Annotated in this window: 21 protein-coding genes; 12 read left to right on the forward strand and 9 right to left on the reverse strand. The window is 63.3% G+C overall.

Translation table 11 applies throughout. From position 1 onward, the window contains the following. Positions 1 to 488, forward strand: a 488-nt coding sequence (locus JL811_RS00005) for a glycosyltransferase (protein WP_202686159.1), incomplete at its 5' end; no start/stop codon positions are given. Positions 489 to 515: 27 nt separating this feature from the next. On the opposite strand, the gene ubiB is transcribed toward JL811_RS00005, so the two are convergent. Both ubiB and ubiE read right to left on the reverse strand, forming a co-directional pair. Next, positions 516 to 2,045: a 2-polyprenylphenol 6-hydroxylase gene (ubiB, locus tag JL811_RS00010; RefSeq protein ID WP_202686161.1), complete on the reverse strand. Its 1,530-nt coding sequence runs from the start codon at positions 2,043 to 2,045 to the stop codon at positions 516 to 518. A gap of 58 nt (positions 2,046 to 2,103) precedes the next feature. Continuing rightward, entirely contained in the window at positions 2,104 to 2,856 is a 753-nt protein-coding gene (gene ubiE / locus JL811_RS00015; protein ID WP_202687125.1) for a bifunctional demethylmenaquinone methyltransferase/2-methoxy-6-polyprenyl-1,4-benzoquinol methylase UbiE, read from the reverse strand. Positions 2,857 to 3,109: 253 nt separating this feature from the next. Between ubiE and mutM the strand changes: the two genes are divergently transcribed. The 9 genes from mutM (at position 3,110) to gyrB (ending at position 13,374) form a co-directional block, all read left to right on the forward strand. After that, a complete protein-coding gene (mutM, locus tag JL811_RS00020; RefSeq protein WP_202686163.1) occupies positions 3,110 to 3,961 on the forward strand; it encodes a bifunctional DNA-formamidopyrimidine glycosylase/DNA-(apurinic or apyrimidinic site) lyase in 852 nt (283 codons plus the stop codon). Positions 3,962 to 4,023: 62 nt separating this feature from the next. Next, positions 4,024 to 4,800: an enoyl-CoA hydratase gene (locus JL811_RS00025; protein ID WP_202686165.1), complete on the forward strand. Its 777-nt coding sequence runs from the start codon at positions 4,024 to 4,026 to the stop codon at positions 4,798 to 4,800. A 249-nt stretch (positions 4,801 to 5,049) separates the two neighbouring features. Then, positions 5,050 to 5,325 carry a 30S ribosomal protein S20 gene (gene rpsT / locus JL811_RS00030; protein WP_202686167.1) on the forward strand — a complete coding sequence of 92 codons (276 nt, stop codon included), beginning with the start codon at positions 5,050 to 5,052 and terminating at the stop codon, positions 5,323 to 5,325. A gap of 463 nt (positions 5,326 to 5,788) precedes the next feature. Next, on the forward strand, positions 5,789 to 7,195 hold the full coding sequence (dnaA, locus tag JL811_RS00035) for a chromosomal replication initiator protein DnaA (RefSeq protein WP_202686169.1): 1,407 nt from the start codon (positions 5,789 to 5,791) through the stop codon (positions 7,193 to 7,195). Positions 7,196 to 7,388: 193 nt separating this feature from the next. Continuing rightward, positions 7,389 to 8,507 carry a DNA polymerase III subunit beta gene (dnaN, locus tag JL811_RS00040; protein ID WP_202686171.1) on the forward strand — a complete coding sequence of 373 codons (1,119 nt, stop codon included), beginning with the start codon at positions 7,389 to 7,391 and terminating at the stop codon, positions 8,505 to 8,507. Between the two features lie 100 nt (positions 8,508 to 8,607). Continuing rightward, positions 8,608 to 9,705 (forward strand): DNA replication/repair protein RecF, encoded by a 1,098-nt coding sequence (gene recF, locus JL811_RS00045; RefSeq protein WP_202687126.1) that lies wholly within the window; start codon positions 8,608 to 8,610, stop codon positions 9,703 to 9,705. Positions 9,706 to 9,713: 8 nt separating this feature from the next. Next, entirely contained in the window at positions 9,714 to 10,154 is a 441-nt protein-coding gene (locus tag JL811_RS00050) for a VOC family protein (protein WP_202687127.1), read from the forward strand. After that, positions 10,151 to 10,771, forward strand: a complete 621-nt coding sequence (locus JL811_RS00055) for a LysE family translocator (protein WP_202687128.1) — start codon at positions 10,151 to 10,153, stop codon at positions 10,769 to 10,771. The genes JL811_RS00050 and JL811_RS00055 overlap by 4 nt, the downstream gene beginning before the upstream one ends. A gap of 152 nt (positions 10,772 to 10,923) precedes the next feature. Next, on the forward strand, positions 10,924 to 13,374 hold the full coding sequence (gyrB, locus tag JL811_RS00060) for a DNA topoisomerase (ATP-hydrolyzing) subunit B (RefSeq protein WP_202686173.1): 2,451 nt from the start codon (positions 10,924 to 10,926) through the stop codon (positions 13,372 to 13,374). A 245-nt stretch (positions 13,375 to 13,619) separates the two neighbouring features. Here the strand turns inward: gyrB and JL811_RS00065 are convergent, their stop codons facing one another. From JL811_RS00065 to JL811_RS00090, 6 genes are all read right to left on the reverse strand, one after another. Then, a complete protein-coding gene (locus tag JL811_RS00065) occupies positions 13,620 to 14,075 on the reverse strand; it encodes a LysR family transcriptional regulator (RefSeq protein WP_202686175.1) in 456 nt (151 codons plus the stop codon). Between the two features lie 762 nt (positions 14,076 to 14,837). Further along, entirely contained in the window at positions 14,838 to 15,743 is a 906-nt protein-coding gene (locus JL811_RS00070) for a transglutaminase family protein (RefSeq protein ID WP_337924693.1), read from the reverse strand. A 182-nt stretch (positions 15,744 to 15,925) separates the two neighbouring features. Next, positions 15,926 to 16,429: a hypothetical protein gene (locus JL811_RS00075; protein WP_237684707.1), complete on the reverse strand. Its 504-nt coding sequence runs from the start codon at positions 16,427 to 16,429 to the stop codon at positions 15,926 to 15,928. An 89-nt stretch (positions 16,430 to 16,518) separates the two neighbouring features. Continuing rightward, a complete protein-coding gene (locus JL811_RS00080) occupies positions 16,519 to 16,656 on the reverse strand; it encodes a hypothetical protein (protein ID WP_202686179.1) in 138 nt (45 codons plus the stop codon). 126 nt (positions 16,657 to 16,782) lie between these two features. After that, positions 16,783 to 17,589, reverse strand: coding sequence for a transglutaminase-like domain-containing protein (locus JL811_RS00085; protein WP_202687129.1), 807 nt, complete (start codon positions 17,587 to 17,589; stop codon positions 16,783 to 16,785). Positions 17,590 to 18,040: 451 nt separating this feature from the next. Then, positions 18,041 to 18,313 (reverse strand): hypothetical protein, encoded by a 273-nt coding sequence (locus JL811_RS00090; protein WP_202686180.1) that lies wholly within the window; start codon positions 18,311 to 18,313, stop codon positions 18,041 to 18,043. Between the two features lie 355 nt (positions 18,314 to 18,668). On the opposite strand from JL811_RS00090, the gene JL811_RS00095 reads away from it, so the two are divergent. Continuing rightward, a complete protein-coding gene (locus JL811_RS00095) occupies positions 18,669 to 19,094 on the forward strand; it encodes a hypothetical protein (protein ID WP_202686181.1) in 426 nt (141 codons plus the stop codon). Between the two features lie 56 nt (positions 19,095 to 19,150). Beyond that, positions 19,151 to 19,504: a hypothetical protein gene (locus JL811_RS00100; RefSeq protein WP_237684708.1), complete on the forward strand. Its 354-nt coding sequence runs from the start codon at positions 19,151 to 19,153 to the stop codon at positions 19,502 to 19,504. A 45-nt stretch (positions 19,505 to 19,549) separates the two neighbouring features. Here JL811_RS00100 and JL811_RS00105 read toward each other — a convergent pair whose 3' ends face one another. Then, positions 19,550 to 22,813 carry a hypothetical protein gene (locus JL811_RS00105; RefSeq protein ID WP_202686183.1) on the reverse strand — a complete coding sequence of 1,088 codons (3,264 nt, stop codon included), beginning with the start codon at positions 22,811 to 22,813 and terminating at the stop codon, positions 19,550 to 19,552. Positions 22,814 to 22,820 lie beyond the last annotated feature (7 nt).

Below are 22,820 nucleotides of genomic sequence, written 5' to 3' on the forward strand. Positions count from 1 at the left end.
CCTATGGCTATGAACAGCAATGGGTGCAGCGCAGATATGGCGGCGAGGTGCCGGATTTCTGCGCCCATCTGATGCGCGACTATCCGGCGGTGGCAAAGGGGCTCGAACTGCCGGGGAAGCTGCCTTACGCCGATTATGTGCGCCGCCTGTCCGCGATTGACCTGTTTCTTTATCCGCTGCGGCATGGCGTGGCGAATTGGGGCCTGATGGAAATTCTGGGCCGGGGCGGTTGCGTTATCGCGCCCGATCGCGGCTATCCTGCCGAACTGATCACCAGCGGCGTGAACGGTGTCTTGCTGCCCGATGATCCCGAGGCATGGGTGGCGTCGATCAAGGCCCTGAAGGCCGCGCCCGAACAGCGCGCCCGTCTGGGCCATGCGGCGCGCATCCTTGGTCAGGGGCAGACGCTGCAGGCCGTTGCCCCGCGCTACATGGCGCTGTTCCGGCAGGCGATGAACACCCGCGACCGGCGTCGGGTGGCAGGCTGATCCGGGGGCGCACAGGGCGGCCGCGTGTCAGAACTGCTGGCCCGTCCACACGCCGGCAAGAGCGATGGCCGCGCCGAGTCCCAGCCAGATCAACGGTTGCCAGCGCGAGGGCCGTTCAGGCTGCGGCGCATCGGTGGATTGTCGGATCAGTTGCGCTTCGACCAGTCGCGGAAGTTTCGGGCCGAACCGCGCCAGCACCAGCGCGGTGCGCTGCAGGTCGCGCAGCAATGCCATCGGCCCGACATTGCGCTTGATGTAATCCTCGACCACCGGGCGGGCGACCTGCCAGATGTTGATATTGGGGTCCAGACTGCGCGCGACCCCCTCGACCACGACCATCGTGCGTTGCAACAGGATCAGTTCGGTCCGCGTCTGCATCCCGAAACGTTCTGTCACCTCGAACAGATAGGCCAGCAGCCGCGCCATGGAAATGCGGCTGGCATCCATGCCGAAGATCGGTTCCCCCACCACGCGCAGCGCGCGGGCGAATTCGTCGATATCGCGGTCGGCAGGCACATAGCCCGCCTCGAAATGCACCTCGGCCACCCGGCGATAATCGCGACGGATGAAGCCGAACAGAATCTCGGCATAGACGCGGCGGGTATATTCATCCAGCCGCCCCATGATGCCGAAATCCAGCGCCACGATGGCACCGTCCGCTGCGACCTTGAGATTGCCCTGATGCATGTCGGCATGAAAGAATCCGTCGCGCAGCGCATGGCGCAGGAACAGCGACAGCACCCTTGCCGCCAGCGCGCGGCGGTCATGGCCCGCGCCGTCCAGCGCGGCATTGTCGGCCATCGCGATGCCCTCGACCCAGCCCAGTGTCATCACCTGCCGCGCCGACAGGTTCCACAGCGGGCGGGGCACGCGGAACCCTTCATCCCCTTCGGTATTGGCGGCGAATTCCCCGGCGGCGGCGGATTCGAGCCGCAGGTCCAGCTCCCCCAGCACCACCCCCTCGAAATGGGCGATCACCTCCATCGGGCGCAGGCGGCGGGAAAAGGGGGCAATCGTTTCAATCGCACGCGCCGCGAAATAGAAGGCGTCAATATCCTTGCGGAAGGCGCGGTCGATGCCCGGCCGCAGCACCTTGACGGCGACATCCTCACCGGTTTCGGCCAGCCGCGCGTGATGCACCTGCGCGATGGAGGCGGCGGCAACCGGTTCGGAAAATTCGGAAAAGATCGTATCGACCGGCAGACCCAGTTCCTGCTCGATCATCACCCGGGCGGTTGCGGTGGGAAAGGGCGGCAGCTTGTCCTGCAGGTATTTCAGTTGCAGCGCCATTTCATCGCCGACGATATCGGGGCGGGTCGAAAGGATCTGGCCGAATTTGATATAAGCCGGGCCAAGGGCTGTCAGCGCCCGCGTTGCGGGGGGCAGGGCGGGATCGCCCCGCAGCCCCAGCCATTTGAACGGCCAGCCCAGTATCCGGGCGGCAACCCGCAGGCGGGGCGGCGCCTTGAACGCCTCAAGCACCACGCCGATCGCGCCGGTACGTTCCAGCGTGGCAAGGGTCCGGACCAGCCGGATGATATTATGCGGACCGCGCATCAGCCGCGCCTCTCTGGCCCTGCGGGCGCCCCGATCATGACCGCGCGCTGCGCCACCATCAGAGTTTCCATCCCGAATGCAGCGCCGCGACCCCCAGCGTCAGGTTGCGGTACTTCACCTGACCGAACCCCGCCGCGCGGATCATCGCGGCGAAACTGTCCTGATCGGGGAAATTGCGGATGCTTTCCACCAGATATTGATAGCTGTCACGATCCCCGGCGATCACCTGCCCCATGACCGGGATCACGTTGAAGGAATAAAGATCATAGGCCTTTTGCAGCATCGGATTGGGGAGCTGGCTGAACTCCAGCACCATCAGCCGCCCGCCGGGTTTCAGCACGCGGTAAGCCTCGGCCAGTGCATCATGGATGCGCGTCACGTTCCGGATGCCGAAGGATATCGTATAAGTGTCAAAACTGCGATCCGCGAAGGGCAGCGCCATCGCATCGCCCACCACCCAGTCCAGCCGGTCGCCCATCTTTTCGGCCTCGGCGCGGTTCCGGCCCTCGACCAGCATCTGCTCGGTCATGTCGCAGACGGTCGCACTGGCCCCCGGCGCACGGCCAAGAAAACGGAAGGCCACATCGCCCGTCCCTCCGGCCACATCCAGCAGCCGTTGCCCCGGCCGCGGCGCAAGCCAGTCCATCATCGCGTCCTTCCACAGCCGGTGCACGCCGCCCGACATGACATCGTTCATGACGTCATATTTGCTGGCGACCCGGGTGAAGACGCCATGCACCATTCCGGCCTTGGCGGTTTCATCGACGGTGCGGAACCCGAAATGGGTGGTCTTTCCCTCGCCCTGATCCATGCTGTCCAATCCGCTGGCCTGTGATCCCTGACCTTTGGGGATATACCCAAGCGCGGCAAAGGAAAACACCAGAACGCCGGGCGCGGCATCGCGTTCCGCAGGCGACCCGCGCAATCCACTCTCCGATCCGCCCCTTCGCCCCTTTGCGGTTTGACCCTTGCCGCAGGCCGCACTTGCCCCCTTATTGTCCGCATCCGCCTTTCCGGCTCCGGCCCGGGCCCCGATCCGGGGTGGTGCAGTCATGAGGATCCCGATGCCCGAACTTCCCGAAGTCGAGACTGTGCGGCGCGGGTTGATCCCCGCGATGGAGGGGCGCGCGATCCTGCAGGCCGCCGTGAACCGCCCCGACCTGCGCTGGCCCTTTCCCCCGCGCATGGCCGAACGCCTGACAGGGGCGCGGGTGCTGGGGCTGCGGCGGCGGTCGAAATACATCCTTGCCGATCTGTCGGGCGGTGAGGCGCTGCTGATCCATCTGGGCATGTCGGGGCGGATGCTGATCTCGGGCGTGCAGATCGGGGAATTTCATCACCCTCACCCCGCGCCGTCAAAACATGACCATGTGTTGCTGGACATGGAGGGCGGCGCGCGCGTCACCTTCAACGATGCGCGCCGCTTCGGGGCTATGGACCTGATCGCGGCGGGGACCGAGGCGGATCATCCACTGCTGGCGCGGATCGGGCCGGAACCTTTGGGCAATGCCTTTGACGGGCCCTATCTGGCGGACCGGCTGGCCGGGCGGAACACACCGATAAAATCGGCGCTGCTGGATCAGCAGATCGTTGCCGGTCTGGGCAATATCTATGTCTGCGAGGTGCTGTTCCGGGCCGGGCTGCACCCGGCGCAGAAAGCAGGCCGAATCGCCCGGGCGCAGATCGAGGCGCTGGTGCCCATCATCCGCGAGGTGCTGTCCGAAGCGATTGAGGCGGGCGGATCCTCCTTGCGCGACTACCGGCAGGCGGATGGCGAACTGGGCTATTTCCAGCATGTTTTCCGCGTCTACGGGTGTGAGGGCCAGCCCTGCACGACACCCGGCTGCGGCGGGACCGTGGCGCGGATCGTGCAGTCGGGGCGGTCGTCCTTCTTCTGCCCGCAATGCCAGAGATGACTTGATCCTCCGGCCCTGCCTGCTACAGAGTCGCCCCCAAGCCGCAAACGAGGGGACATCGGATGGCCTATGAAACGCTGATCGTCGAGATCGAGGACGAAATCGCCCTGATCCGGCTGAACCGTCCCGAGGCGCTGAACGCGCTGAACGCCAAGCTGATGTCCGAACTGACCGCCGTGCTGGCGGCCGCGGATGCCAATGACAAGGTGCGCTGCATCATCCTGACCGGATCGGACAAGGCCTTTGCCGCCGGGGCGGATATCAAGGAAATGGCGGAACGGTCCTTCGTTGATGTCTTCGGCGGGGATTTCTTTGCCCCCGAGGCCGAGGCGCTGTTGCGTGTGCGCAAACCGATGATTGCCGCCGTTGCGGGCTATGCGCTTGGGGGCGGCTGCGAACTGGCGATGATCTGCGATTTCATCATCGCGGCTGACACCGCCAAATTCGGCCAGCCCGAGATCAATCTGGGCGTGGTGGCGGGCCTTGGCGGCACGCAGCGACTGACCCGTTTTGTGGGCAAGTCGAAATCCATGGACATGCATCTGACCGGGCGCAACATGGATGCCGCCGAGGCCGAACGCTGCGGGCTGGTCAGCCGTGTCGTGCCCGCCAAGGACCTGATTTCCGAGGCGCGCAAATCCGCCGCCAAGATTGCCGGGAAATCGGCACTGACCGTCATGGCCGTGAAAGAAGCGGTGAACCGCAGCTATGAGACGACGCTGCGCGAAGGGCTGCTGTTCGAGCGCCGCCTGTTCCACGCCCTGTTCGCGACCGAGGACCAGAAAGAGGGCATGGCCGCCTTTCTGGAAAAGCGCACCGCGCAGTTCCGCGACCGCTGACCGGCGGGGCGGCGACCGTGCGGGGTTTCCGGGGCCGCGCGGCATGGCCCTTTCATGGGCCGGGTTTGCAGGCTGGGGCGATTCGGGGCTTTTCTTTCTGCCCGTTATCGCCTAAAGGCAGCGCCAGACATGCGCGTGAGGCCCGCTCTGGCCAGATCTTCCGGTGATTAACCCGGGGACGGGATATCCCGCGTGAATGACTTTTGAACGCGACCCGACCCGAAACCAGACGAGAGAAGATAAAAGCCTATGGCCAATACGACCCAGTCCAAGAAACGCGCCCGCCAGTCCGAGACCCGCTTTGCCATCAACAAGGCCCGCCGTTCGCGCATCCGCACCTTCCTGCGCAAGGTCGAGGAAGCCATCGCATCGGGCGACGAATCCGCGGCCAAGGCCGCCCTGCACAACGCCCAGCCGGAACTGGCCCGCGGCGTATCCAAGGGCGTGCTGCACAAGAACACCGTTGCGCGGAAAATGTCGCGCCTCGCCAAGCGCGTGAAAGCGGTCGAAGCACCCGCTTCCTGAAAACTCAAATATTTTCAATATGTTGTAAGGGCGCATCCGGGATGCGCCCTTTTGCATTCATGGCCCCGGACAACAGAATCGTTGCCGATTTGCACAGCAGCCGGGATTCGCCCCGACGGATTCAGTGTCAACTGCGAAGATCGGTTGCCCTTGCCTTGTCGGGATTGGTAGCGTCATCAGGCGATTCACTTCGTCCTGGGGGACATGACTTGACCGCAACCCGTTCCGGACCGGATGCCGTGGTATCCGGATTATCTTTGGTTGGGTTGTGATTGGGGCATCAGGGTCTGTGCCGACGTAGAACCAGTGAAACAGTCTTCTGAGCCTCCGTATCCCGCGATACGGGTCTCTAGACTGTTTTAACGGCTCTGTCCTGCCGGATCCCGGACTGTGCGATTCGCGCGATTGGGTCCAACCCCGTCCGGGGTCGGAAATGCAGGTAGAGCTGGACAGGTCTTTTGGAATGACAAACGAGAATTGGGTGCAGGTCCGTGAAGAATTGCGCAAGCGGGTCGGCAAGAACAATTACACCAACTGGATCGAACCGCTTGAGTTCAGCGCCCTGAAGAACGGTGTTGCACGTTTTTCCGTGCCGACCAGCTTCTTTGGCGACTGGGTCTCGCGCAATTTCTCGGACCAGATCCTGCAGCATCTGCTGCGCGCCGGGGCCGAGGTGGAGCGGATCGAATTCGCGACCGCCCCCGTCACCCGCCCGCAGAAATCGGCAGCCCAGCCCGCAAGCGCACATCCGGCATCACCTGCGACCGGCACCGCCGAGCAGGACGCCCCCGAGCGCGGCCCCGCCGAGCGTCCCGCCACCGAGGAGGAAGTGCCCGGCGCGCCGCTGGACCGGCGCTTCACCTTTGATTCCTTCGTTGTCGGCAAGCCGAACGAACTGGCCCATGCCGCCGCGCGCCGCGTGGCCGAGGGCGGGCCTGTCACCTTCAACCCGCTGTTCCTCTACGGCGGGGTCGGTCTGGGCAAGACCCACCTGATGCATGCCATCGCCCATGAATTGCAGCTGCGCCGCCCCGATCTGCGCGTGCTTTACCTGTCGGCCGAACAGTTCATGTATCGCTTCGTGCAGGCGCTGCGCGAAAAGCAGGTCATGGATTTCAAGTCGCTGTTCCGGTCGGTCGATGTGCTGATGGTCGATGACGTGCAGTTCATCGCCGGCAAGGAAAGCACGCAGGAAGAATTCTTCCACACCTTCAACGCGCTGGTCGATCAGAACAAACAGATCGTCATTTCCGCCGACCGCGCGCCCTCGGAGATCAAGGGGCTGGAAGAGCGCATCCGGTCCCGCCTGCAATGCGGGCTGATCGTGGATCTGCACCCGACCGATTACGAATTGCGTCTGGGGATCCTGCAGCAAAAGGCGGAATTCTATCACAGCCAGTACAAGGGACTGGTGATTGCGCCGGGGGTTCTGGAATTCCTTGCGCATCGCATCTCGACCAATGTGCGGGTGCTGGAAGGTGCGCTGACGCGGCTTTTCGCCTTTGCATCCCTGGTCGGACGTGAAATTTCGATGGATCTCACGCAGGATTGCCTTGCCGATATCCTGCGCGCCTCGGACCGCAAGCTGACGGTCGAGGAAATTCAGCGCAAGGTGGCCGAACATTACAATGTGCGCCTGTCCGACCTGATCGGACCCAAACGGGTGCGCACCATCGCGCGGCCCCGGCAGATCGCCATGTATCTGTCCAAGGCGCTGACCTCGCGGTCCCTGCCCGATATCGGGCGGCGCTTTGGCGGACGCGACCATACCACGATCATGCATGGCGTGAAGAAGATCGAGGAACTGATGGCCACGGACAGCCAGTTGTCCGACGATCTTCAGATGCTCAAGCGCGCGCTGCAGGGATAAGCCTGCGATTCGCCGGGCAATGCTTGCCAAGACCGGCAAAACCCGGCTTAACTGCCGCAAATTCGGGGCATCCGGCCCGGCAGAGGATCAAGGGGCGGCAAATGCCCCGCCCTTTTCCTGCTTGGCCTTGTGAAATGACACGGAACCGCTAATTTCGGCATCCCGGCAACGGGGATGGGCCAGAGGGACGGATATGAAGATCAGCATCGAACGCGGCACGCTTCTGAAAGCGGTGGGACAGGCGCAATCGGTCGTCGAACGGCGCAACACGATTCCGATTCTGGCCAATGTCCTGATCGAGGCAGAGGGGGACAGTGTTTCGTTCCGCGCGACCGATCTGGATATCGAGGTGGTGGACCGCGCGCCCGCCATGGTGGAACGCGCCGGCGCGACCACGGTTTCGGCGGTGATGCTGCATGAAATCGTGCGCAAACTGCCCGACGGCGCATTGATCGTGCTGTCCGAGGATGCGGCCTCGGGGCGGCTGACGGTTGCGGCGGGCCGGTCCACCTTCAGCCTTGCGACGCTGCCGCGCGAGGATTTTCCAGTGATGGCCAGCTCGGAATATTCGTCGAATTTCGCGGCCCCCGCGCCTGTGCTGCGCCGCCTGTTCGACAAGGCGAAATTCGCTATCTCGACCGAAGAGACGCGCTATTACCTGAACGGCGTCTATATGCATGTCTCGACCGGTGAGGATGGCCCCGTGCTGCGCTGTGTCGCGACCGACGGGCACCGTCTGGCGCGCATCGACGCGCCCCTGCCCGAAGGCGCGCAGGGAATGCCCGGCGTGATCGTGCCGCGCAAGACCGTGAATGAGTTGCGCAAACTGCTGGATGACGATTCGGCGACCATCGCGGTTTCGGTTTCGGAAACCAAGGTGCGGTTTGCAACGCCCGCCATCTCGCTGACCTCAAAGGTGATTGACGGCACCTTTCCCGATTACACCCGTGTGATCCCGACCGGAAACACCCGGCGGCTTGAGGTGGATGCCAGTGAATTTGCCAAGGCGGTGGACCGTGTCGCCACGGTTTCCTCGGAACGCTCCCGCGCGGTGAAGCTGAGCCTGGATGAGGACCGGCTGGTGCTGTCGGTCAACGCCCCCGACAGCGGTGCCGCCGAGGAAGAACTGGCCGTGGCTTACGGCGATGAGCGGCTGGAGATCGGTTTCAACGCGAAATACCTGCTGGAGATTGCCAGTCAGGTGGATCGGGAGAATGCGGTTTTCCTGTTCAATTCTTCCGCCGATCCGACGCTGATGCGCGAAGGCAATGATACCAGCGCCATCTATGTCGTGATGCCGATGCGCGTGTAACCCGGCCTGACAAGGGGGGCGCTGCCCCCCTCGGCCCTGGCGGGCCACCACCCGGGATACTTTTCGGACAGAAAAAGACGCACAGAAAAAGGAGCAGCCCCTGCGTGGTCTGGCCATTACGTCGCTGACGCTGTCGCATTTCCGCAGTCACCGGCTGACGCGGATGGAATTCGATGGCCGTCCGGTCGCGATCCGGGGGCCGAACGGCGCGGGCAAGACCAATGTGCTTGAGGCCGTTTCGCTGTTGTCGCCCGGTCGCGGGATGCGCCGCGCGGCGACCGAGGATTTTGCGCGGCGGCCCGAGACCATCGGCTGGAAGATCCGCGCGACACTGGACGGGTTCGAGGCCGGGCATGAGGTTGAAACCACGGCCGAGGGCGTTGAGGCGCGGCAGGTGCGTATCGACGGCAAGGCGGCCCCGCAACTGGCCCTTGCCCGGGTGCTGCGCGTGGTATGGCTGGTGCCCGCGATGGACCGGCTGTGGATCGAGGCGGCCGAGGGGCGGCGGCGGTTTCTGGACCGGCTTGTGCTGAGCTTCCGGCCCGATCATGCCGAGGTTTCGCTGGATTATGAAAAGGCGATGCGCGACCGCAACCGCCTGCTGCGCGATCAGGTGACCGATCCGCATTGGTATGCAGCGCTTGAGGCGCGCATGGCCGCGGCGGCGGCCCGCATTGACGAAAATCGCGTGGCCACGCTGACCCGGCTGGCGGCGGCGCAGGACGGGGCCGAAACCGGCTTTCCCCGCGCCGATCTGGCGCTGGACTTCCCCGAACCCGAACCGGAGGATCTGGCAGCAGCCCTTGCCACGGGGCGGCGGCGCGACATGGCGGCGGGGCGCACGCTGAACGGGCCGCATCGCGCCGATCTGGCCGCCACCCATCGCGACAAGGGCATGGCCGCCGCGCACTGTTCGACCGGGGAACAGAAGGCGCTGCTGATCTCGCTGATCCTTGCCAATGCCCGCGCGCTGGCCGCCGATCAGGGCCGCGCGCCGGTGATCCTGCTGGATGAGGTCGCGGCCCATCTGGACGAAACCCGCCGCGCGATGCTTTATGACGAGATCTGTGCGCTTGGCGCGCAGGCCCTGATGACCGGCACCGAGGCGCATCTGTTCGCGGATCTCGGGGCGCGCGGGCAATGGTTCGAGGTGGCGGAATCCGACGGGATTTCACTGGTAAAGGAGTGCAGCCCATGACGCCGCCGATGAAGCAGCAGCGCGTGACCCTGATAACCCTTGGTGTGGCCGATCTGGCGGCAGCGCGTTCGTTTTATGCAAGGCTGGGCTGGACAGAACATTCCGAAAGTCAGGAAACGGTCGCGTTTTTCCAGATGCACGGTGCGGCGCTGGCCCTGTTCGGGATGGATGACCTTGCCGCCGATCAGGGCCGCGCGGGGGCCGGGCTTGGCGCCGGGGCGGTGACGCTGGCACAGAATTTCAATACGACGGAAGAGGTGGACGCCGCCTTTGCCGCCGCCATCGCTGCGGGCGGCACGGCGCTGAAAGCCCCCGAGAAAGTCTTCTGGGGCGGCTATTCCGGCTATTGGGCCGATCCCGATGGCCATGTCTGGGAGGTCGCGCATAACCCGTTCTGGCCGCTGGCCGAGGATGGGAGCCTGACCTTGCCATGCCCGACGCTGCCATGACCGTTACCGCGCAACAGTTGATGCTTTATGCGCTGGCCATGGCGGGCCTTTGGGCCGTGCCGGGGCCGGTCTGGGTGGCGCTGATCGCGCGGGCCCTGTCGGGTGGCATGGCCGCCGCATGGCCACTGGCCGTGGGCGTCGCGCTTGGCGATCTGCTTTGGCCATTCCTGGCCATCATGGGGCTGGCATGGGTGCTGACGCTTTATGGTGATGCGCTGGAACTTTTGCGCTGGATCGCGGCGGCGGTCTTCATCGTGATGGGGGTGCTGCTGATCCGCGCCCCGGCCCGCGCCCCGGGAACCGACAGCCGCATGACGCGGCCCGGGCTTTGGGCCGGTTTTTCGGTCGGTGTGGCGGCGGTGATCGGCAATCCCAAGGCGATCCTGTTCTATATGGGGTTTCTGCCCGGGTTTTTCGATCTGGGCCGGGTCAATGCCTGGGACATCGCCGCGATTCTGGCGATTTCGGCTGTGGTGCCGATGCTGGGCAATCTGGGCCTTGCGCTGTTTCTGGACCGCGCCAGACGACTGCTGCAAAGCCCTGAAGCCATTGGCCGGATGAACACCGGATCGGGCATCCTTCTGATCCTTGTCGGGCTGGTGATCCCCTTCACCTGAGCGGCATGACGGCCGGGCGCGCAGGGGCAGATCACCTGCTGCGCGGCCCGGTGCCGCCTTGACCCGGCTTACCCCTAAATCTTGTGTCCAAGGCGTGACAATCCCCCCCCGAACCGCTATAAATCGCGGGCAATTACAAGGGTGCAGTGCACATGGCCGAAGTCGCCAGGAAACCAGCCGAATACGGCGCCGATTCCATCAAGGTTCTCAGAGGGTTGGAGGCGGTCCGCAAGCGTCCGGGCATGTATATCGGCGATACCGATGACGGGTCGGGCCTGCATCATATGGTGTATGAGGTCGTGGATAACGGCATCGACGAGGCGCTGGCCGGTCATGCCACCGCCGTTACCGTCAAGATCCACGCCGATAACAGCGTTTCGGTGCGCGACAACGGTCGTGGGATTCCCGTTGATCTGCATGAGGAAGAGGGCGTTTCCGCCGCCGAGGTCATCATGACCCAGCTGCATGCGGGCGGGAAGTTCAACAACACCGACGATTCCGGCAATGCCTATAAGGTGTCGGGCGGTCTGCATGGTGTCGGCGTCTCGGTCGTGAACGCCCTGTCGGACTGGCTGGAGCTGCGGGTCTGGCGCGATGAGACCGAATATTACGCCCGTTTCGAAAACGGCGAAACGGTGGAACATGTCCGCGAGGTCGGCCCGGCACCCGGACAGAAGGGCACCGAAGTGCGCTTCATGGCCTCCTCCAAGACCAACCGGGAAGACGGCACGTTCTCAAACCTCGAATACAGCTTCAAGACGCTGGAAACGCGGCTGCGCGAACTGGCCTTCCTGAATTCCGGGGTGCGGATCATCATCGAGGATGAACGCCCGGCAGAACCGCTGGTGACCGAGCTTTTCTATGAGGGCGGGGTCCGGGAATTCGTCAAATATCTCGACCGCTCAAAAAGCTCCATCATGGCCGAACCGATCTACATGATCGGCGAACGCAACGGCATCACGGTCGAGGTGGCGATGTGGTGGAATGACACCTATCATGAGAATGTGCTGCCCTTCACCAACAACATCCCGCAGCGCGACGGCGGCACCCATCTGGCGGGTTTCCGGGGCGCGCTGACGCGGACGATCAACCTTTATGCGCAATCCTCGGGTATCGCGAAAAGGGAAAAGATTGATTTCACCGGCGACGACGCCCGCGAAGGGCTGACCTGCGTGTTGTCGGTCAAGGTTCCGGACCCGAAATTCTCAAGCCAGACCAAGGATAAACTGGTCTCAAGCGAGGTGCGGCCCGCGGTCGAGAACCTTGTGAACGAGAAGATGGCCGAGTGGTTTGAGGAAAATCCGACGCAGGCGCGGGTGATCGTCGGCAAGATCATCGAGGCGGCCCTTGCACGGGAGGCGGCCCGGAAAGCGCGCGAACTGACCCGGCGCAAGACCGCGCTGGATGTGGCCAGCCTGCCCGGCAAGCTGGCGGATTGTCAGGAACGCGATCCCGCGAAATCCGAACTTTTCCTCGTCGAGGGGGACAGTGCGGGCGGATCGGCCAAACAGGGCCGTTCGCGCGCCAATCAGGCGGTGCTGCCGCTGAAGGGCAAGATCCTGAATGTCGAGCGCGCGCGCTTCGACCGGATGCTGGGCAGTCAGGAAATCGGCACGCTGATCACCGCGCTTGGCACCGGGATCGGTCGGGATGAATTCGACATCAAGAAGCTGCGTTACCACAAGATTGTCATCATGACCGATGCCGATGTGGATGGCGCCCATATCCGCACCTTGCTGCTGACCTTCTTCTTCCGGCAGATGCCGGAACTGATCGAAGGGGGCTATCTCTATATCGCGCAGCCGCCGCTTTACAAAGTGGCACGCGGCAAGTCCGAAGTCTACCTGAAGGATCAGGCCGGGCTGGAGGATTACCTGATCGCGATGGGGCTGGAAGGGGCTGTTCTGCGGCTCAGGGACGGCACCGATATCGCGGGCAATGATCTGGCCCGGGTGATCGAGGGTGCGCGGCAGTTCCGCCGGGTGCTGGACGCTTTCCCGACGCATTACCCCCGCGCCATTCTGGAACAGGCGGCCCTTGCGGGGGCCTTCGATGCGGGTAAGGCGGATGCCGATCTGCAGATGCTGGCGGATTCGGTGGCGACACGGCTGGACATGGTGGCGCTGGAATATGAACGCGGCTGGCAGGGGCGGATCACGCAGGATCACGGCATCCGTCTGGCCCGCGTGCTGCGCGGGGTTGAGGAAGTGCGCACGCTGGATGGCGCGGTCCTTCGGTCGGGTGAGGCACGGCGTCTGGGATCGGTGGCCGGGCAATCGGGTGGCGTATATCGCGACCCGTCGCGCCTGATGCGCAAGGATCGCGATCAGGTGATCCACGGGCCGACCGACCTGCTAAAGGCCATTCTGAGCGAGGGTGAGAAGGGCCTGTCGCTGCAACGCTACAAGGGTCTGGGGGAAATGAACCCCGAACAGCTTTGGGAAACCACGCTGGACCCCGAGGCGCGGACGCTGTTGCAGGTCAAGGTCGAAGACCTGGCCGAGGCTGATGACATCTTCACCAAGCTGATGGGCGATGTGGTCGAACCCCGCCGCGAATTCATCCAGCAGAACGCGCTGAACGTGGAACATCTGGATTTCTGAACCGGGCCCCATCATCCAGGCCCGGTTTCCGCGCCGGGATGACGGGGCCGGCCGGGGGGCACGAAACGGATGCAGCCCCTTGCCGGATGGGATGCATCGGTACCGCCAAGGCGCATCATGAAGTGTCAGGACGCATAGGCCCTCGCAGCAACCTGCGGGGGGCGGTGCCGTCGTGGATGCCGGGTCAGCGAGAAGAAGCGGTGTTACCTTGTATTCAGGGACGCTGTTCTATGTGCTTGGGCCCGTCACAATGGCGCTTGCTCTCCGGTTCGGCCACATCCCGGGGCCAGCCCCTGACCGGTAATATCGACACAGCCATCATGCAGATGCAGACCAAAGCTCACATCGGGATGGGCGGTCTGGAATGCGTCCAGCACCGGAGCAATCCGGGTGCGGCCCAGATCCACCGTGGCAGACAGCCGGATGGGTCCGGCGACACGGTCGATCCCGTATTTAATGCGGGTGTCCAGCGCGTCGGATTCGGACAGCAGGCGAAGCGCGCCTTCGGCCAGCGCGCGGCCTTCCTCGGTCGGGCTGATGGCGCGGGTCGTGCGGTTCAAAAGCCGCGTGCCATAATGCGCCTCCAGCGCGGCAAGCCGTTCGGACACGGTGGCCGGTGTCAGCCCGGTCTCACGCCCGGTGGCGGCGAGGCTGCCCTTTTCCAGGATGGTCAGAAACAGGCGCAGATTGACGAGCAGCACTGTTCGGAAACTCCGAATGATAACTTCGGAAACCTGTCAATTCCGCGGGCTTGCCGGAAGGCGTATCTCGGATCCGCCAACCCGGGGGATCGCCGCACAGATCGACGCGGGCCGCATCCGCACCATGCTGACCAGATGTTCCTGACCCATAACGGGCAGAACATGACGATCTGCCGCACCGACAACAGCGGCAGGGTGGAAGAACTGTTCGCCTATGGTTGAGTGTTCCGGCGGGGGCACGACCCATGACCCCGCAGCCCCCGAAAGCAAGGCAGATCGCCGATGTCTGAAAAACCGGATTTCCCCTTTTGCGCCGGTCGGCCCGTCTTTTTGGAAGGGGCGGCACTGGCTGATCCTGCGGGCGGCGCTGGCGCTGGGTTTTGCGGTGTTGCTCTGGCAGGCGTATCTGATCGGATTGATCGCTCATGGGATCCGTCGTCTGTTCAGTCGCAGCGGGTCGAATTCCAGGTTGGCGCAGGCCTGCTGACCGGCCTTGTCGCGGCGCCCGGCTGGTGGCTTGTGCTGCACCCGCCAGCGCTGCCCCGCGTGACACTGGGCAATGGCAAGTGGTGTTCCAAGGCATGGTGCATGTCGGATCGGAACAATTCTGCCGCTCGGTCAGCCATGACCTGACGCCCTGACTGATCACGGGCCGATTGTGACCGGCACGCTGGGCAAGGACCGCGCCAAAAGGAATGCTCCCTACGGGCGCATGCATATCGCGCTTCACGATGGCGGTCACATGCTATCCGGGTCGGAGAACTATACTCCGGATGGCGTGACCGTCTCCCCACCCGAACCGACATAGACGTCAACTGTGATATCGGAATGGGCGTTCAGGCTGCCCGAAAAACTTCCCGAGACCGGGACGACCTGATGGATGTCGCGGCCCACTGCGACCGGTATCAGGTTCTGTGACCCGACGCTGCGGTTCGTGGGATCGAAGGCGATCCAACCAGCACCCGGAACAAATATCTCGACCCAGGCATGGGTTGATCCCGAACCGGCAGAGCCAATAAGGCTCGATTCAGGATCGGACAAGTAGCCGGAGACAATGCGGGCACCAAGGCCAAGACTGCGGGCTGCCTCGGCCAGCAGAACGGCAAAATCACGGCAAGTGCCCCATCGCCTGTCGAGTGTCTCGATCGGCGACTGGGTGCCTTCCTCGTCGCGGCTTTGATAGGAAATCTGCGTGAACACACCGGTGCTGATGTCCTTCAGCAGCGACAGCGTGTCGGTCGGGCGCGCCATGACAAAGCCCCTGACCCAATGGGCAAGCCGTCCCCCGGGATCACTGTATTGCGGGATGGTCAGCGCCCCCAGATCGGTCCATTCATCGGCGGCATAGGCAAACGGATATTCGATGGCCGAGGATGCGATGGCAAAGACAGGCCATGCGGGTGCGGTCAGTTCCACGCGGGCACGGCTTTCGATCATCAGAAGATCGGTCGGAGTGTCAAACGTGGCAGTGGCAATGGCATTGCCGGAGACATCATGCGCCCAGTTCACGGTTGCCACGGGAGTGATGGACAGATCATGCGAGAGAAGCCGCAATTCCCGTGTTTCCCGGGGACGCAGCATCAATCTGTGCGGCCCCAGAAGGACCGCGTGACGGTATCGGTAGGTTGTGGTGTGAAGGATATCGAGACAGGCCAAGTTGGGTTCCAATATGGTTGAAGAAGCACGGCATGCGTCCCGATGCCCGTCAGCGGCGCCGTGATGCACCCGGTCTGACCGGCACGGCGCAATGACCGTCAGTAGACCCTTTGCAGCGCGGACGAACCGCCGGACAGGCCGCTTGCCCTGATACGCGGTATCGTATCGCCGCGCGGTGACGCATCCGCGTCCGGTCACCCCGGATCCGTGCGGCTGCGGGACGACCGGCTTTCGTTCTCAGCACCCCTGACTGAGATGCTGTCCGGAACTCTCAGATATTGCGCGTCCCGGTCCGGTATGGGCGCGTCGGGACCGGATATTGCAACCCCGGAATAGAGCTGCCGAAGATGCGCCTCAGACACTTCGTCGGCCTTCATCACAAGACGCACCATCGGATCGGCCAGCATTTCCTCAAGGAAGAAGTCGGACAACGCCTTGCCCGTCAGCTTGTCCCTCGCCCGTGCAAGGTCCAGTTCGGCAAGCGAAACCGTCAGGGTCCGTGCCAGACCGGGATGCGATATCCGGGAATGAAGCCTGACCAGAACCGAGGCTTTCCAGTCGTCGGGCTGCACATGGTCCGGCGGCGAAACCAGTTCGGTTTCAATATCATACTCGCCCGCAGGCAGTGTTTCGCCAAATCCTGAAACGGTGAACGGACGGGCGAACACCGCGACAGTCTTGCTGATCAGATCGTCCATTTATATGTTCCGTTTCTGGCTGCCGGACCTGGCTGCCGGGCGGGTCCCGCGCGCCCAATGTCCGCAAGGGGCGCGCAGCTTTTGATGCCTCAGGATGCCTTGGTCCCCGGTACCGGCGCCTTGCAGTCCACCTTGGGGCCTTTTTCTGCGGCAGGGGTCTTTTTGGTTTCAGCGGGCTTCGGCGGCACAGCCACCGCTGCCTTGGCGCTCAGGTCCTTGAAGGACATGTCATTGATCCCTAGATTGCCCGGCCCCGGTTTCCTGCCCATTGCGGTCAGGACGACCCGAGGCCGGTATCAAGGATATGGGGACCGGTCAGCCCGATTGCGATGAAGCGCTGCAAGAAACCCCGGTCAGACCACTTCGTCGGTCCAGACCTTGAACTCCGTAAGCGTGTTCTGGCCGAATGTCTGGGTCAGAGGCACGTCAGCGGCGTCACGCCCGCGTGCGATCAGAACCCTTGCAAAGCGTGGTTTGTTGTTGCGGGGGTCGAACATGTGCCATTCGCCTGACAGAAACACCTCCATCCAGGCGGCGAAATCCCCGGGCGGATGCGGAAGGGGTTCTCCGATATCGCTTACATATCCCGTGCAATAGCGGGCCGGAATGTTCATGCAACGACACAAGGCTATCGCAAGATGGGCAAAGTCGCGGCAGACGCCCTGTCGTTCGGCCAAGGTCCGCGATGCGGTGCGCGTCGCATCCGCCAGCATGTAGTCGAAGGCAACATGCCCATGGACGAAATCACAGATGGCCTGAACCCGTGACCATCCGGGGGCCGTGTTGCCGAACCGACGCCACGCCTCGTCAGACACAAGGTCGGTATCACAATACCGGCTTCCCTGCAGGAAGACGAGTGTTTCCGAGGGTAGATCCTGCACCGCATGCTCGCGCGCGTCCGGAAATACGGGATCGGGCTGGCCGGTGTCGCGGATGATGCCATCCGTTGACAGACAGAACTCCCCCGCCGGGGCCGTCATGCGCGTGCACCAGTTGCCAAAACCATCCCGGTAACTTTCAATCGGCACCGCGGGCGAGGTTACCAGATAGTCAGTGCGCTCCAGATCGCCGAAACGCGAGTAATGGACGTTAAGCAGCGCGATCAATGGCGTGGGCTGGGCGAAGCTGTAGCGCAGGCGGCAGCCGATGCTGATGCGCATGGCGGAATCGGGGTCGCGTGCTGTTCTGTCCGGGGTATCTTCCAAGTATGCATGTTCCTTCTGAAAGCCGGGAACCCCGGCTGCAGGTCCACCGGTTGCCGGACCGGTCCAGATAGACGTTCTTCGGCAGTGCAATGCCGATGCAGGCACCGCCCATAGACGCATATCCACGCCCGCAGCGCCAGCCCGGCCCGCAGGTGTCCGGGTCAGGAAAGGCATGCGCTGGCAAGAATAGCGCCTCGCATCGGTCTGCGGCCTTTCTGCGGTTTCCACGAACCCGCACTCACAGGCCCATATGGTGCCGTAATCCGCGTTTGCAAGGTAACCGTTTTCCGGCACCATGATAGGCAGGCCGTTTCCGGCATCCGCCCTGAAACCGCGATCGCAGCTGCAGCCCCAGCGGTCCTCTGTCAGGCAGGCGTGTTCCGGCAGGGTTATGGTCACGCAGGCCTCACGCCCGCGTCGGTACGGCCCCATCCCGGCTCAGTGCTTCCTGCAGGTCCATTTCAGTGATGATGCGCATCTCGGTCTTGCCTCCATGACCACCCTTGCCCTCGACCATCAGATAGGTTGCCGTCCGCCGGTAGGCTTCGAAGCTCAATCCCTGAAGGAGCTCCTCTTCGATCAGAATATCGTAGCAGCCTGCGGGCAATTCGCCGGGATATCCCGCCAGTGTGAACGGGTTGGCAAATATCACTGTCGATCTGGACGAGCGCATGATCATCTCTGATCCCCGTATCTGACACGCGTGATTTCCGGGGCCTCGGGACCTGTTCTGGCCTTGGTGGTTTTGGTCTTCGTCATCAGGTCAGCGCCGCCGCGCATCACTGCCTGCGGCAGGGATCAGCAGCCCGCACAATCGAAGACGGTCCTTCATGTTCGGTCAGGATCATCCGGGCTGCGCTGACGCAGGTTAGTGCCGGACCCCGAACTGCGCCCGGCGACCGGCACTCCAGCCCCGATAATCCTGTGGGTGGTCGGCAAAACTGACCTGTGTAAGGGCGCGGGGACCGAACTGCCCCTAATGTCGGAAAGCACGAAAGCCCTGTGCTTCTTCAGCCAAGAAAAGGACCGACATCATGGCCGATCCCGGTATTCTCAATCCCCACCCCCCCGAGTTTGAGCGTTTTCTCTACGCATCGGTCGGCGAGGACCGGAATGGACATGCGGTAACGGTCCTGTCTGCCTTTGCGCGCAAGGGCCTCGATCCATGGAGGGAAACCGCCGATCTGGTCGCGCTGAGGCGCGATGCCGCGCGATTGCGCCTGGGGCAACTGCTTGCCCGATTTCGCGACGTTCCCGCGCTGGCAACCGATCACGGCAGGGTCGCGCGGGATCTGAGCCAGCTGCTGCCAGAGCGCCCGTCACAACGCAGCCTGAAACACGTCGCCGGAACCGTCACCGATGGCCGCGCGGGCACAAGCCGGGCAATCCTGACGATCCTTGCGATCAGTTTTGTGCTGGTGCAGGTGCTGATGGTCGCCGGATCGGGGTCGGGCGAATGACCGGTTCAACCGGCACGATAAGCACATTGGCCCACGCCGCGCACAAGGCCGGGACAATGTCACCGCGCGAACAGGGTGTTCTGTGGGACATGGAGGAAAAATTCTGGACCAGTGGCGGCGAAAGTGCCCGGGCGACGACAGCGACCAATGCCGTCATGATCTTCCCTTATCCGCCCGGCATCCTTCAGGGGGATCAGATCTGGCCCCATCTTCGGCAAAGGACGGGCTGGCGGTCCGTCGTCATGGCCGAGCGTCGCGTGACGCGCTGTCGTGATTTCGCCATCCTGTCCTATCGGGTCTCGGCAGAGAAGCCCGACGAGCCGACGCTGAAGGCGCTTTGCGCCTCAACATATCTGCAGGATGAGGACCGGTGGCTGCGGATCTCCCATCAGCAGACCGTCGCGACCTGAATCATCACAGCCGCAAAGCGGGACCGGCAGGGTTCGTTCCCGGCCTCATCCCCTGAGGTCGTCTGACCTTTCGTCATCGCCATCATAGCCGTCATCATCCACGGCGCTGTCGGCGTCATCCTCGGCACTGTTGTCGGACATTTCATCATCGCCATCATAGCCGTCATCGTCCGCGGAACTGTCAGCGTCATCCGCGTCACTGTCGTCCTCCGCCAGGGCATCGGCGATTGCCTGTTGTTGTTCCTTGAACGCGGCGTGCCGTTCCCTGTCATTGGCGCATTCGCCCTGGATCATCTGGACCTGTGCGGTCAGACTTTCGACGATTTCCACGAACTCCTTATGCGCCATGCCGCCCGTCCATCCGTCACCGTCACCCGGATCGGCATTGACGGGCTGATAGGCACGAAGCTGTGCGACCACTGCCTTGGCCGTCTGATCGACCTCGTCCAGAAAGTCGTCGTATTCGCTGGTCTGGCGCGCGAGATTCGTCGGATCATATTCGGGGAACCGTGCGTCGCGCGTCGCGGCATAGTCGGCATCAGATCCCAGGACCCCGACCAGCCTGCTCAACGCGCCATCAACGCCGGGGGTCTTGGTCGAGGCGGCGGCCAGCGGCGGGCTGGCCCGCGCCGAAGCGGCGGCTTTGAAGCGAAGCCAGCTGACCAGCGTAGGCACCGGTGTTCCCGGATGCCAGTTCTGCGGGATCGGCACGCGTTTCAGCACCTTGGGGTCATCGCTGTACAGGGTCTCAAAATAGGTCACGACCTTGGGGCAGACATTTTTCTGATCGGCCAGCACCTCGGGCGTGATGCCGCAGCTTCGCGCGACCTCCTTGGCAATCGGATCGCCGTCGACCACGACCCCATAGGCGATCACGCATTTCGACAGGGTAGAGTTCCATTTCATCGCCGTGCGCGCCTTCTTGCGGTCGCCCGGTGAGGCAAGGGCCTTCTTGTACAGTTTCCACCCCTCGTCGATTTGGGATTCCTTGTGCATCTTGTAGGCGAATTCTGTCAGCGCGCGGGCCATCGTGGTGCCCGATTGCATCGCAATTCCCGCCGCCATGCCGCCGCCCATGCTGACGCCGCTGGCATCGGCTAGCTTGATCGATTCCGCAGTCAGCCCGACCACGTCATAGATCACCCGCAGCGTCTGCAGGCTGACCTGAACCCGCGCCGAGTTCAGCCTTCCGTTGATCGCCGGCCCGTAGACCGAACTGTTGCCCACGGTCAGCGCCATATTGTCCATCCACTTGTTCAACTGCAGGGACTTGCGCAGCAGCGTTGTGGCATCGATCAGCAGTTTCTGGATTGCCACCGCGATACCGGCACCGGGCAGGGCGGCGGCCAGAACCGTGGCCCCGACACCGGTGATCACCTCAAGCGCCTGCCACATCATGTTGCAGCGATTGGCCTCGGCGATCAGCTTGTCCATCGCGGCCATCGCGCGCTGTTCCTGCTCAACGCTTTTCGGATCCTGCGAGGGTTGGCCCGCTTCGTCGAGCAGTTTGTTCAGCACTTCCAGTTCGCGGTCGCTGGCATCCGAGATCTGCCTGAAGAATTCGTCGCGGCGGGCGGGGTCCTTCATCGAGTCCTTGAAATCACCAAGAGCAGCCGCCTTGCGCGCGTTCTCCTGTTCCACGAACCGGATCTTCTGCTCCAGAAGAAAGGCCGGGTCATCGGTGGGTGCGGTCAGTGGCAACTGCGGCCCAGCCTTGGCCGCCACGCCGCTCGCGCCATCGGCATCGTTGTTGAAGAGTTCCATCTCAAGCGTGGTTTTCTGCAACAGGGCGTTGGCGGAGCCGCGGTCGACAGTCCCGTCGGCCGGAACCGAATAGACCTGTCCGGTGATCTCGCTCATCGTGCCGGCCATCGCGCCGCTGATGGCAGACAGGCCAAGATTGGCAATGATGACCTTGATATCGACCTTGCCGCCATTCGACTTGACGACCTCATAGATATGGTTGGCGATGGCCGGAATGTTGGCCGAGGCCGCGATGCCCGCCTGGACCGAGGCGCCGATCTGCTGCCACTGGCCTTGCGTGCCGATCGAGGTCGTTGTCACACCATCCTCGACCACGGTGCCGCGCTTGACGTCGACCGCCGCAAAGCTGGAGCCGACCGCGCCGGCGACGCTGGCGATGACCTCCTGCAGGGCCGCGGTGCCGCCGGCCTTGTCTCCGTCGGCGAATTTCTGCACGGCGGTCATCAGGCTGAAACCCGCATTGCCCGCCCCAAGGATTGCCTGCACCGATTTTGATGCGATTGACATCTGGGTCTGGAAAGCCTGCGAGAACGCCTTGTCGGCATCCGTCGCCGTTACCTGTGCCGAATAGACCGAGATGCCGCTGGCCGCTGCCGCGCCAAGGGCATTGAACACCGACTTGGCAATAGCCGCGACATAGGTCGACTTGCGTTTGTCTCCGGGGTTTGTCAGCGCGGTATCGAGGATCGACATGCCGCCATTGATGACAGTTGTCGCCAGCGTGACCGCCGCGATCTGCGTACCCGCTTCGCGCGCCTGCTGCTTCATGTCGCCCATGCGCTCGATATTGGCAAGCTGCTCGGGCGAGGCCGTGCCATCCGCAGCAGCCGCATTGTCGGCGGCAAAGGCCAGGCCCTCTGCCCGGCTCGTGCTCGACACCTGGGCTGACAGGCTTTCCAGCCGGATGGACTCGCTCGCAAGGGTACCCAGCAGGTTGACCACGTCGGTTCCGATGCGGATCACCCGCTTGGCGTCTTCGTGTTTCGACGCAGTCTTGGAATAATCCTCAAGCTTTTTCTTGTAGATCTCGCAGGCGCCGTTGAAAACTTGGGCTTCCTGACTGTACTTGTCCGCGACGGCGTTTGACGGGATCACGTCGGACTGGACAAGCGGCGTCCACAATTCGCGCGTGATATCCGCAGGCTTGAACAGCGGGTTGCCATCGGCATCGACGGCCGTTTCCATCCGGGTCTGCAACTCGATCAGCTTTTCGTGCAGCTTCTGCACCTGTTTGGCGGCCGCCTCGTCAACCTGATACTTTCCCTTCAGGTCATGCTTTGTATCGACTTCATCGTCGCGGTCGCCGTTCATCCAGTCCATCGAGCGGTTCGACCGTTCGATCAGGCCCAGAAACTTGTCGCGCGGCCATTCCACCTTGAGATTGGTCGAGGCGGCGATCAGGTCGTCCTGAAGCCCGGTGATCTCGCCGCTCATCTCGGCAAGTGCGCTGTTGCGCTCATCCTGGCGGGCGATGATCGCGTCAAATGTCTGGGCGCTGCCAGCGGTTTCCGTGAGCCAGTCGCGCTGTGGTTTGGAAAAGGGCATGTTCTCT

The sequence above is a fragment of the Szabonella alba genome, assembly GCF_016765775.1.
In the GTDB taxonomy this organism is placed as follows: Bacteria; Pseudomonadota; Alphaproteobacteria; order Rhodobacterales; family Rhodobacteraceae; genus Szabonella; species Szabonella alba.